Genomic DNA, 12,744 nt, shown 5'->3' with positions numbered 1-12,744 from the left:
ACACCCGATGGCATGGACTTGCCCCGGCCGACGTGCGCAGGCAGCTTTCCGGATGAGCCTATGCATCTTGGCAAATCCTTTAATTTATTTCATATCATTCATTGATCTTTCTCAAATACACTGTAGAAATCTTGTTTGACTGAAACTTAAAGGGGACAGGGCAATGACGGCGACACCTTCGGCAAGACCTTCGTATATCTATCAGGGCGGTTCGGTGATGATGCATGCGCCGCTGCAATTGAAACAGTCGGAAATGTACGGCTATTTCGTCCGGGGCGACCTGGCGAAACTGCAAGCGACCGTGAATACCACCCTGAACCAAGTGGCGGGCAGCAAGATGACCCTGAAAGCCCTGTCGCCGTATGTGATGCTGACCTTTACGCGCGTCAACCATGCGGACTCCGCCAATCCCGTCGACCAGGCCAAGGGCTGGATCACGGAAGTCGACATCGTCACCTGGATCATGGTCGGCCAGATGGATGACGCGGGCAAGCTCGCGCATGTCTATTGGTACCCGTGCCATATTTTCGTCGATGACGCGATGGCCTTGATCAACGGGCGCGAACTGTTTGGCTATCCGAAATACCTGTGCGACTACGAGATTCCCGCCGCCGGCAGCGAGCCGCTGCGCTGCTCCGTGGCCGCCAAGGGCTTCCAGCATTTTTCGCCGGAAACGAAACTGGCGCTGCACCCGTTGCTGGAAGTCAACGCCACCGTGCAGACGGGGCCGCACAAACCCATCAACAGTTTCCTGGAACTCATCGAGCAGGCATTCCAGATTTTCCTCTCCATCCCCGATTTCTTCGACATGGACCAAGCTGGCTGGGCCGATATTCTGTCCTTGCTGCGCAAGCCCCGCATCGACCAGATTTTCCTCAAACAATTCCCCGACAGCGCGGGCGTGAAAGCCGTGTACCAGGCCCTGGTGACCGCGCCGGCCGAGATCAACCGCCTGCACAGCGCGCGCCTGCTCGGCTATGAATACGAATGTACCTTGCACGCGTTCGACAGCTTCCCGCTGGACCAGACCCTGGGTTTGCAACTGGGGCCGCAGGCGGCGATCTTGCCGTTCAATGTGAACTTCGATTTCACGGCCATGCCGGGCGAGGAACTGGTCGACAATTCCCGCATCGCGCCGGAAAGGATCGCCATCCTCGGCGGCGGCGTGGCGGCCATGACCACCGCGTATTACTTGACGAACCAGCCGGGCTGGCAAAACAGGCATGCCATCACCGTCTACCAGCTGGGCTGGCGCCTGGGCGGCAAGGGCGCCAGCGGGCGCAATGCGCAAGTGGGCCAGCGCATCGAGGAGCACGGCTTGCACATCTGGTTCGGCTTCTACGCGAACGCTTTCAAGATGATCAAGGAAGCGTATGCGAGCCTGGAGCGTCCGCCGGGCGCGCCGCTGGCCACCTGGCGCGACGCTTTCAAGCAGCACGATTACGTAGCCTTGTCGGAAGACGTCAAGGGACAATGGCGCAACTGGTCCATCGTCTTTCCCACCTTGCCGGGCGAACCGGGCGAGGGCGGCGAAGACATCACGCTGTGGCAGATGGCCATCGCCATGGTGGGCTGGATCGAACAGTGGATACGCCAGATCCGGCAAGTGGCGGACGCCGACGCGCGCATAGAGCGTGCCAGTGCCAGCGCCAGTGCCTCGCAAGGCGAAGGCGTGTGGCCGGGCTGGCTGCGCCGCCTGGCCGATGAAGTGGTGGGGCAGGCCGATGAACTGGGGCTGGACGTGGGCTTGTCCGTCGGCGCCCTGGCGGCCTTGGTGGCTGACCTGGCGCCCGACTCCACGCGCCACGACCAGGCGCGCCACCAGCTGCTGGCCAGCACCCTGAACGGCATTCGCGCGTGGCTGCGCCTGCGCTACCGGGCCCTGATCGATGGCGACGATGAATTGCGCCGCCTGTTCATTTGCCTGGACCTGGGCATCACGGTCATGAAAGGCATGTTCGAGGATGGCGTGTTCAAGCACGGCTTTGACGTCATCAACGACATCGATTTCCGCGCCTGGCTGCGAAAACATGGCGGCGACGAGCAGTTCAGCGTCAACTCGGCGCCCGTGCGCGGCTTTTACGACCTGGTCTTCGCCTATGAAGGCGGCGATTTTTCGAAACCGAACATCGAGGCGGGGACGCTCTTGCGCTCGATGGCGCGCATCGGCCTGGCCTACAAGGGCGGCATCATGTTCAAGATGCAGGCCGGCATGGGCGACACGATTTTTACGCCGCTGTACGAAGTGCTGAAGAAAAGGGGCGTGGAATTCAAATTCTTCCAGCGCGTGGAAGAACTGGTGCCGGGCGCGGGCGACATAGCCAGCATCCGCATCACGCAGCAGGTGCAATTGAAGGACCCGGCCGCCGGCTACGCGCCGCTGGTGGACGTGAAAGGCCTGGCTTGCTGGCCCAGCGCGCCCGATTACGCGCAGATCGAACCGGCCCAGGCCGCGCTGCTGCAGGCGCAGGACGTCAACCTGGAATCGTACTGGAGCGGCTGGCCGCAGCAGTACCAGCAGGCGTTCGGCCGCGCGCTGCCCGCCACGGTGTTGAAGAAGGGTGTCGATTTCGACAAGGTGGTGTTCGGCATTTCCATCGGCTCGCTGCAAGCCCTGTGCCCGCAACTGCTGGCGCAAAGCCCGGCCCTGCAACTGGCGGCCGACAAGGTACAAACCGTGGCCACGCAGGCCTATCAGGTGTGGCTCAACAAGAACCTGGCGCAGATGGGCTGGACCACGCAGCCCAAGGGCCAGCAGCCGGTGCTGTCGGCTTTTACTGAGCCGTACGACACGTGGGCGCCGATGGACCAGTTGCTGGCGCACGAAGACTGGCCGGCGGGGCTGGAACCGAAAAACGTGTCGTATTTTTGCAGCGCCTTCCCCGTCGACAGCTACCCGCCCGTCACCGACACGGACTTCCCCGCCCGCTGCGCGGCCAGGGCGAAGCAGGGCGCGCTGCACCAGCTGGAACGCGAGATCGGCGCGCTGTGGCCCGAGGCGGGCGCGCCGGGCGCGTTTCCATGGCAATGGCTGGTCGACGCGAAGGAGGGGGCGGGCCCGGCGCGCTTCGACAGCCAGTACTGGCGCGCCAACGTCGACCCGTCCGAGCGTTACGTGATGTCGGTGGTGGGCAGCACCCAGTACCGGCTGGCCACCGACCAGTCGGGCTTTTCCAACCTGTTCCTGACGGGCGACTGGATCAAGACGGGCCTCAACGCGGGTTGCGTCGAGGCGGCCGTGATGGCGGGCATGCAGACGTCGCGCGCCATGACGGGCTATCCGGCCGTGATCCAGGGCGAGACGGATTTCAAGGCATGAAACGCCTGATGCTGGTGTGCCTGGTCCTGCTCCACCTGCACGCGGGCGCCGCGCCACCCAGCGCGATGCTGCTTTGGCCCGGCGCGCCGCCCGGTGGCGCGGCGCCGGGGCCGCAGCGCGACAGCGCCAAAGGCTCCATCACGCAGGTGGAACAACCGTATCTGATCGCGCACCGCCCGGCGCAGCCGAACGGTATCGCCATGCTCGTGGTCAGCGGCGGCGGCTATGCGCATATCGAGGCGGGCAAGGAGAGCGGCCCCGCCGCCGGCTGGCTGCAGGCGCACGGCGTCACGGCGTTTGAACTCGTGTACCGCTTGCCGCAGGAGGGCGGTGGGGTGGCCGCGCCATTCCAGGATGGCCAGCGGGCCATGCGCATGATCCGTGCGCGCGCGGCCGAATGGGGCATCGACCCGGCGCGCATCGGCATGCTGGGCTTTTCCGCCGGCGCGCACCTGGCCGGCATGACGGCCGTCCTGCCGGACGCCCCCCGCTATGCGTCCGTCGATGCGATGGATGGCGTCTCCGCGCGGCCCGATTTCGTCGTGCTGCTGTACCCCGTGCTGACCATGCAGCGTCCGTTCGACACGACGCACGCGAAGAAAGAGCTGCTGGGCGCCCATCCCGCGCAGGCGGCGCGCGACGCCTTGTCGGTGGAATTGCACGTCGATGCGCGCACGCCGCCCACCTTCATCGCGCAGGCGCTCGACGACAGCGTGTCGCCGCCCGAGAACAGTGCATTGATGGCCGCCGCCCTGCGCCGCGCGGGCGTGCCCGTCGAGCTGCACCAGTTCCAGCACGGCGGCCATGGCTGGGGCCTGGGCAAGCCGGGCAGCGAGCCGGCCGCGTGGCCGCAACTGCTGTTGGCGTGGCTGCAAGCGCAGGGCTGGATGGTTCAGCCGGCGGGCTGAGCTTCCAGGTCGCGCCGCGCCACGTCGAGTGCCGCCTGCAGCTGCGGCAGGAACTGCTCCACGTTGTCGAGCTGGCCGTTCGACGCCAGGGTTTCCATCTGGTGGCACAGGCCGTGCAGGGTGGGTCGGCTCAGGTAGCCGGCGCTGCCCTTCAAGGCGTGGAAGGCGGCAGCGGCGGCGCTGGCGTTGCCATCGCGTACGGCGTGGCAGGCCAGGTCCAGGCGCCGTGGCGCTTCCGTCAGGAACGCTTGCGCGATGCGCTGCAAGTGCTGCGGCGACAGGCCTGCCAGCGGCAGAATGTGCACGGGCGCCGTCATGGGATCGGCCGGTGCGGGCGGCTCGTCGTTGGCGTCGTCCAGACCGAACTGGCGCGCCAGGGCGTCATCTTCGACGGGCGCGGCCGGCGGCAGCGCTTGGCCGCGCGCCAGCAGCAGGTCGATGAGGGCGTCGATTTTTTCGAACAGCAGCGCTTCGTCGACGGGTTTGCTGAGGAAATCGTCCATGCCGCAAGCCAGGTAGCGTTGCCGGTCATGTTCGCTGGCGTTGGCCGTCAGCGCGAGGATGGGGATGTGCGCGTCGGGAATGGGGAATTGCGCGTTGCCGCCGTCGCGGATCAGGCGCGCGGCCTGCTCGCCATCCATCAGCGGCATGCGGCCATCCATCAGCACGCAATCGTAGGGTTCCGTGCCCAGCGCGCGCAGCGCCTGCTCGCCGTTTTCCACGATGGTCACGGCATGCCCCATGCTTTCGAGCAGAGTGCCGATGATGATCTGGTTGGTGCGCACGTCTTCGGCGCACAGAATGCGCAGGCGGCAGGCGTGGCGCGCCTGGCGTGCCGGCCGGCGCGCGTCGGCAGCCGGCGCGCTGGCGGGCGTCAGCGGCAAGGTGAAATGGAAGCGCGAGCCGATGCCGACCCGGCTTTCCACGCCGATCGTGCCTTGCATCAGTTCGACCAGTTCCTTGCAGATGGCCAGGCCCAGGCCCGTGCCGCCGTAGCGGCGCGTGGTGGAATGGTCGGCCTGCTCGAATTTCTGGAACAGGCGCGGCAAGGTGTCCGCGTCGATACCGGTACCCGTATCGCTGATGATGAATTCGATCTCGCTGCGCCCGTCGTGGCGCGGCGGCGTGCGGGCGCGCCGCACTTCCAGCAGCACTTCGCCATTGGCCGTGAATTTCAGCGCGTTCCCCAGCAGGTTGATGAGGATCTGCCGCAGGCGCGTCGGGTCGGCGCGCACGTAGCGCGGCAGGTCCAGCGCCAGTTCGCGGCGCAGCAGCAGGCTCTTGGCGTCGGCCTGGCCCTGCACGATGCCGGCCGCGTCGCCGATCAGCGCCAGCAAGTCGAAGTCCACGGTTTCCAGGGTCAGCTTGCCCGCGTCGATCTTCGAGAAATCGAGGATGTCGTTGAGGATGGTCAGGAGCGACACGCCATTGTGCAGGCCGATGCGCAGGTATTCCTGCGTGCGGCCACGCACGGACTGGTCGCGCAGGGCGAATTTCAGCATGCCGATCACGCCAGCCAGCGGCGTGCGGATGTCGTGGCTCATGGCGGACAGAAAATCGATGCGGTGGCGGCTGACCACTTCCGCGTGCTCCTTGGCCTTCAGCAAGGCGTCGTTGCTGAGGGTGAGCGCCAGGGTGCGTTCCTGCACCCGCTGTTCCAGGTTGTTGCGCAGCAATCGGATCTGGTCGGCCAGGGCAAAGGCCAGCAGCAAGCCATCAAACGTGCCGCCGAGCAGGGTGACCAGCTGGGCGTTGGCCACCATGGCCGGCATCAGGCCCAGGTTGGCCGGCAGGATCAGAAAGCCGGGCAGCATCAGGGCGACGAAGGCCAGCACGAAGAAGCGCGCCGGCTGATAGCCGCGGCACCAGACGACGATGCCGCAGATGAGCGCCAGCAGCATCCAGATGCTGATGGCGATGGTGGCCAGGGTGTGCGCATACGACAGGGCGAAGAAGCAGCTGGGCAGCAGCAGCAAGGGCAGCACCAGGTTGACCTTGCTGATGCGGTACAGCAGGGGCGAGTAGTCGCGCAGGCGCAGAAAATGCATGTAGAACAGGGTGCTGAAGACGGGCAGCAGGAAAAACGGCACGTAATGGAGCTGCAGCCTATGCCAGTCGAACAGGTCGGCAAAGACGTGGAAAGTCATGGCCCAGGCCAGGCCATAGGTCAGCACGTACAGCGCGTAATAGGCCGAGGCTTTTTCCAGGGTGATGGAAAAGATGAAAAAATTGAACAGGCCCAGCGCCAACAGGGCGCCGATCGAGGCCACCATCAGGAAGTTTTCCTTGCCCACCAGCTTGCGGTAGTCCTGCTGCGTTTTCACGCCGAACAGGGGCGCGCGCGCGTAATACGGGCTGGAAAAGCGGATCAGGATGTCATACGTGGCGCCCGGCGCCAGCTGCACGTTCCTGCCGTAGTGCAACAAATACTCGTGCGGGCGCTGGTAGCCCGTCAGCAAGGTCCGCGGCGCCGTGTGCGGTCCGGGGCCATACACGTGCAGGTCGACCAGGTCGATCAGGGTATCGTTCGGGTCGATGACCCAGGCCGCTTCGCTGCTGTCGTTGCGCACCTGCGCATGCAGCCAGTAGGCGCCGCCGAGCAGGTCGACCTGTTCAGCTGGACGCTGGCGCGCCAGCCAGGCGGGCAGGGCGGCCGCATCGGCAGGCGCGGCGTCACCGCCGGCGAGAAACAGTTGTCCACCGTTACCCAGATGCTGGATGCCTTGCTTGCTCAGGAGTAAGGGATCCGCCTGCGCCGCGCCCGCCAGGCCCAGCAGGCCGAGCAGCAGGCCGATCAGCAGCGGCCAGCTGCATAGCCAGGCGCTGGCGCGGGAGCTGGAAGCGCGGTGGCGCAAAAGGGGCGGGTGGGCTGGCATCGATGGGTTGGGTGATGGTCGCGCGGAAACCGGCGGCAACGCCGTTTGCTGTGGAGTACCCATTTTAATCGACTCTCGGTGACATACGGCAATTTCATGTCCTGCCGGCATGGCGTCCGCTCCGGTATCATGGCGCCTTTGCCCGTGAGATATTCATGCTCAGTCCCGACCAGTTCCTGGCCTTCCTGGCCGCCGCCGTTTTGATCACCGCCAGTCCCGGTCCCGACAACCTGATGGTGCTGGGCGTGGGCATGTCGCGCGGGCGTCGCCAGGGCATGGCGTTCGGCCTGGGCTGCGCCCTTGGCTGCCTCACGCACACGGTGCTGGCGACCATCGGCGTGTCGGCCCTGCTGGCCGCCTCGCCCACGGCATTTACGGCGCTGAAAGTGGCCGGCGGGCTATATCTGGTGTGGCTGGGCATCGGCGCCTTGCGTAGCCGCGGCGGCGCCAGAGTCGATGGCGCGGCGGCCTTGCCCGACGAATCCTTGCTGCGCCTGTTCGGCAAGGGATTGTTTGCCAACAGTATCAATCCGAAAGTCGTGCTGTTTTTCCTGTCGTTCCTGCCGCAGTTTATCGTCGCGGGCCAGGGCAATGCCAGCTGGCAGACGGCGCAGCTGGGCCTGGTCTTCACGGCGCAGGCTTGCGTGCTGTTCGGCCTGCTCGGCTACTTTTCCGGCGCCGTCGGCCTGTGGCTCAACCGCCGCCCGCGCGCCGGCCTGTGGCTCGACCGGGTGGCCGGCACGATTTTCATCGGCCTGGGCTTGCGCCTGATCCTGGCGCGCTGACCTCTTGCCGGGCGGTAATGCGAAAAGCCAGCTCCATCTGATCCTGCACGGCCATGGCGCCGCCCAGGACGGCGAAGGGCACGATGCCGAAGTCGCTCTGTTTTAATAGCAGGCTGCCGCTGGCCTGCAGGCGGCGGCCATCGACCGTTTGCTCGATGCGCACCGGCAGCCGCAGCGTGCGTGTCACGCCATGCAGGGTGATGTCGGCCTCGAACACCTCCTTGTCGCCCGTGCGCCGGGCGTCGATGCTCACCCACGGATAGCGTTCCGCCTCGAGCACGCGCACCAGCATGTTGTGGCGCGTGCCGGCGATGGCGTCGGCCGACGGCGCCGTCGTCAGGCCGGCGGCCTGGCGCAGGCTTGCTTCATCCACGCTCATTGCGTCGAGCCGGAAGCGGAACTGCGCGCGTCCCAGCGCGGGCGCCACCACGCCTTGCAGGCTGCGGCTGGCCACCACGTGGTCATGCCCGAGCCGCGCCAGCGCGCCGCCACGGCGCACGGTGATGGTCAGCAGCGATTCTTCGGGCGCGATGTGCAGCAGCTGCACGCCTTGTCGCTGCCACGCTGGCGCGGGCATGGCGGCAGGGGGGGCAGGAGTGGAAGCCGGGGCAGGGGCGGGCGGCAAGGGCGTGCAAGCGGCCAGCATGGCGCAGGCAAGCAGAAAAACGGTGCGAAGGTGCAGTCTGAACATGGGGCGGCAGGAACAAGGGCGATGGGGGAATGGTACGCGATCCACGCAGCGGCGCGCGTGCAATGTTAGAGCTACGTCATAAGGCGGTCATATGGCGCTGTTATGATGCTTTCGTTGGCACACAGCATGCGGTGCGCAAGTCACTACGTTCCGGGAGCGATAGGATGCAGGCATGACTCAACAGCTTAGCCGGTGAGCTCAACCATCGGCACCAGACAGGCTGGCGCAGCGTGAAATTGCTGCGATGGCAAGGCATGCGGGGTAAAAGCGGGAAAATACGGGGGCTTTAATGAAGTCCTAAGCCTGCCCGAGGGAAGGACTGGCATAGTGGATACATGGCGCACGGAAACCCCGGGCGCAAGGTTGCCGGACACCTCAATGACCGGCACGATTTCCACTTTTTCATGTGTTTTCCGTTTTATCCCTGCGCTCTGATACAGCGTTTCAACCGGCTACCGCACTTTGCGAAGCCGGTTTTTTTTTGCCTGCGATTTCTTCCTCCCGACGCCAGGCGCCGGGAGGTTGGTTTGCTCCCCTGTCAACCCGTTTGCTTCGCCAGCCACGCATCGACGGCAGGCAGGCGCTCGGCGCGCACCTTGATGCGGTACTTGATGCCGGCCACGGAACTGTCGGCGTCGCCGCGCGCGCCGGCCGGCAGGTTGGCCTGTGCATACGCTTCCAGCTTGGCGATCATGTCCGGCTGCGCCGAACCGGCGGCCAGGCGCGGGAAGTAGCGGCTGCGCGAGCTGGCGTCGATGCGCGCATTGACTTGCTCCAGGTGCGCCAGCGCGAAGTCGAAGGCCAGTTCCGGATGCGTGCGCGACACGCGCGAGATCATGGCGGGGCTGTTGGTCACGCCCGGTTCATCCGTCAGCGCCAGCGCCAGTGCGCGCTGCGCCAGGGCCGCATCGTCGGTCGACGCCAGCAGGTCGTACAGCTGGTTCTTGACCAGCGGCGTCTTTTCCTGCTGCGCCTTGGCGTGCAGCTGCTCCCAGGTGGCGGCGTCCGCATGCTGGGCCACGACGCCCAGGATGGTGCGGCGCAGCGGCGCGGGCATGGCGGACGGATTTTGCTCACCTGCCTGTTCGCTGGCTGCGTAGCGGCGGCGCGCTTCCGCGATCACGCCCGGTTCGCCCATGTCGCCGAGGATGGCAATCAGACGCCCGCGCAGGGTTGCCACGCTCGACGCTTCGCCGGCGCGCGCTTCCCAGCCCGTCTGCGCCATCATCGGCGCCAGGCGCGCCATGGCGAAGCGGCCGAAAGCCTGCTGGCGCGCGGCATCGCCGGCGTACTGCTCATACAGGCTGTTCAGCGAAGCGGCCACCCGGCCCAGCACTTGCGGATCGGCCGACAGTGGCGTGGCTTTCACCAGTTCCAGGAAGCCGGCCGGGTCCTGCAAGCCCGCCATGCCCAGCGACTGGCTGTCTGCCAGCAAGCCCAGCTGGTCGATCGGCGCCAGGCGCGCGAAGCTGCCCGCCAGCGCGCGCGTGCCGGCTGGCGCGTACAGGGTGCGGTAGTAGCCGCTCTGGCCCGCGTTCACCAGCAGGGCGCCGCAACCGGGCACGTTCAGGGTCGCCTTGCCATCCTTGAGCACCACCTTGGCCAGCTTGCCGTTGCCGACCGTCGAGGCGATCACCGGCACTTTCCACGACAGCGGCTTCTTGTCCGGCTGATCCTTGGAAAACTCCGTCTGTGTCAAGGTCACGCGCGTACTGCCCTTGCTGCATACGGCGTCGCTCACGGTGATCATCGGCACGCCCGGCTGCAGGGTGAAATCATGGGCGATGGCGCTGACGGGCTTGCCGGCGGCCGCATCGACTTCGCGCCACAGGTCGTCCGACACCGTATTGCCATACGCATGCTTGCGCATGTAGTTGCGCACGGCCGTGCGCCACGTGTCGGCGCCGACATACGCTTCGAGCATGCGGATCACCGCTTCGCCTTTTTGATAGGTGATGCCGTCGAAGGCCTGGCTGGCTTGTTCCACGGTGGCGATGCGCTGCACCACCGGGTGCGTGGTGCGCAGCGCATCCTGGCTCATGGCCGATTCGCGCCCGCCGACGTTGGACAGGGCCGTGTTCCACTCGGGGTGTAAACGCTCCGTCGTGCGGCTTTCCATCCACGACGCAAAGCCTTCGTTGAGCCACAGGTCGTCCCACCAGCGCATGGTGACCAGGTCGCCGAACCACTGGTGCGCCATTTCATGCGACAGGGTGGTGTAGATGTTTTCCTTGTCGGTCTGCGTCGAGATGGTCGGGTCGAGCAGCAGGCCGTATTCGAAGGTGAAGACGGCGCCCCAGTTTTCCATGGCGCCGAAGAACTGGCTGCGGCCCGGCGCGGCGATGTTGTCGAGCTTGGGCAGCGGGTAGCGCACGCCGAAATAATCGTTGTATTCGCGCAGCAGGGCGGCTGATTCGTCGAGCGCGAAGCGGCTTTGCGCCAGCGCGCCCTTCTTCGTGATGACGCCTATTTCCGTGCCGTCGCTCATGGCCGTGGCGCGCTCGAAGTCGCCCAGGCCGAAGAACAGCAGATACGTCGACATGCGCGGCGTGGTGGCGAAGCGCACGTGCTTGGTGCCATTGCCCAGGTCTTCGCTGCTGGCGACCGGCATGTTGCCGACGGCCATCTGGCTGCTCGGGACGATCACGTCCAGCGCGAAGGTGGCCTTGTAGTCCGGTTCATCCCACGACGGCAGCATGCTGCGCGCGTCCGAATTTTCGAACTGCGTGTACAGCGCGCGCTGGCGTCCTTGCGGCGTGTCGTAGTCGAGCGAGAACAGGCCCGTGGCCTGCGTGCCGATCTTGCCGCTGTAGTCGATGCGCAACAGGTACTCGCCCTTGGCCAGCGGCTGGGCGAAATGCACGGTAGCCGTCTGCTTGTCCGCATCGATATCGATCTTGCGCATCACCTGCTTGCTGCCGCCCGCGCCTTCGATGGCGGCGCCGGCAAACGCCAGGTTCAGGGCATTGAAGGTGATGCTGCTGGTCGGCGCGTCGACGGCGACCTTGATGGCGGCTGCGCCCTTGAAGGTGGAGGCGGCGGCATCCGGCGTGATCGACAGCGCATAGTGCAAGGGCGTGACGCCGCGCGGCAGCTGCGTGGTGGTGCCGAGGGCGTGGCTGGCCGAGGCGTATTTGGCGGCGGGGGCGGCGTGGCCCGTGGTAAAGGCGGTGACGGCGGTCAGTGCCAGGACGGCGGCGGCCAGTTGGCTGCGGCGGAAACGCGGAGTCGGTGTGCGATGCATGGTATGCCCTTCGTTCATGGGTAAAACGCCCGCCAGCCGGGTAGGCCGCGAGCGTGGATGGCGGTAGCGGGACATCGCTGAACTGACAGCCAGCGTTCCCGTACAGCAATCTAAGTGGAAACGGGGCCAAAGTCAACGCGCCAGGGATGCCGCACCATGGCGGTGCGCTGGTATGATGGGCGCCTGGCTGCATTGCCACAGGCTGGTGCCGCAGCCGATAGTCCAACACCATAACGAGACGAGACCCAAGCACATGAAACTGACCATCAGCCCCCGCACGCCCAATCCGCGCCGCGTCACCATGTTCATCGCCGAGAAGGGCATCACCGGCATCGAGGAAGTGGCGCTCGACCTGATGGCGGGCCAGCACCGCGATCCCGCTTTCCTGGCGAAAAACCCGCTGGGCCGCGTGCCGGTGCTGGAGTTGGCGGACGGGCGCGTGCTGACCGAGACGCGCGCCATCTGCACTTACCTGGAAGGCTTGCAGCCGCAGCCGAACCTGATGGGCGAAGGTTACGAGGAGCGCGCGTTTATCGAGATGGCCGACCGCCGCGTGGAATTGCATTTGTTCAGCGCCGCCGCCAACTGGGTACGCCATGGCCATCCGGCCTTGGTGGCGCTGGAAAACCCGCAGTTTCCCGATTTCGCCACGGCGCAGGCGGGCAAGTTGCGCGAGACGGCGCAATGGCTGGACCAGGTGCTGGCGCAGCAGCCGTACATCGCCGGCGACCGGTTTACGATTGCCGACATCACGGCCTTCTGCGCGCTGGAATTCGCGCGCGGCCTGATGAAGTACCGGCCAGGCGCGGAAGGCTTGCAGAACTTGCAGGCCTACCGCGACCGCATCGCCGAGCGCCCCAGCGCGCAGGCGAAGTAGCCGGGCAGGTCGGATTAGCGGGGCCGCCGAGGCGCGTGAACGCG

Annotated in this window: 7 protein-coding genes; 4 read left to right on the top strand and 3 right to left on the bottom strand. The window is 66.0% G+C overall.

Annotated features, from left to right (window positions below):
• The first annotated feature begins 163 nt into the window (after positions 1 to 163).
• Positions 164 to 3,319 carry an NAD(P)-binding protein gene (locus P9875_RS20075; RefSeq protein WP_278316415.1) on the top strand — a complete coding sequence of 1,052 codons (3,156 nt, stop codon included), beginning with the start codon at positions 164 to 166 and terminating at the stop codon, positions 3,317 to 3,319.
• On the top strand, positions 3,316 to 4,227 hold the full coding sequence (locus P9875_RS20070; RefSeq protein ID WP_278316414.1) for an alpha/beta hydrolase: 912 nt from the start codon (positions 3,316 to 3,318) through the stop codon (positions 4,225 to 4,227). The genes P9875_RS20075 and P9875_RS20070 overlap by 4 nt, the downstream gene beginning before the upstream one ends.
• Here P9875_RS20070 and P9875_RS20065 read toward each other — a convergent pair.
• Complete coding sequence (locus P9875_RS20065; protein WP_278316413.1) at positions 4,212 to 7,103, bottom strand: hybrid sensor histidine kinase/response regulator; 2,892 nt, start codon at positions 7,101 to 7,103, stop codon at positions 4,212 to 4,214. The genes P9875_RS20070 and P9875_RS20065 overlap by 16 nt on opposite strands.
• 155 nt (positions 7,104 to 7,258) lie before the next feature.
• Between P9875_RS20065 and P9875_RS20060 the strand changes: the two genes are divergently transcribed.
• Positions 7,259 to 7,888, top strand: a complete 630-nt coding sequence (locus tag P9875_RS20060) for a LysE family translocator (RefSeq protein WP_034754929.1) — start codon at positions 7,259 to 7,261, stop codon at positions 7,886 to 7,888.
• On the opposite strand, the gene P9875_RS20055 is transcribed toward P9875_RS20060, so the two are convergent.
• The gene (locus P9875_RS20055) at positions 7,851 to 8,579 is read right to left on the bottom strand and encodes a YceI family protein (protein ID WP_278316412.1); all 729 of its coding nucleotides are present in this window, start codon (positions 8,577 to 8,579) and stop codon (positions 7,851 to 7,853) included. The two genes, P9875_RS20060 and P9875_RS20055, sit on opposite strands and share 38 nt — an antisense overlap.
• Positions 8,580 to 9,117: 538 nt before the next feature.
• Entirely contained in the window at positions 9,118 to 11,823 is a 2,706-nt protein-coding gene (locus P9875_RS20050; protein ID WP_278316411.1) for a M1 family metallopeptidase, read from the bottom strand.
• Positions 11,824 to 12,076: 253 nt separating this feature from the next.
• Here P9875_RS20050 and P9875_RS20045 point away from each other — a divergent pair, with 253 nt between their 5' ends.
• Entirely contained in the window at positions 12,077 to 12,700 is a 624-nt protein-coding gene (locus P9875_RS20045) for a glutathione S-transferase family protein (RefSeq protein ID WP_225241809.1), read from the top strand.
• The last annotated feature ends 44 nt before the right edge of the window (positions 12,701 to 12,744 follow it).

It is taken from the genome of Janthinobacterium rivuli (genome assembly GCF_029690045.1).
Classification (GTDB): Bacteria; Pseudomonadota; Gammaproteobacteria; order Burkholderiales; family Burkholderiaceae_D; genus Janthinobacterium; species Janthinobacterium rivuli.
This window is presented reverse-complemented; position numbering and strand designations above follow the sequence as displayed.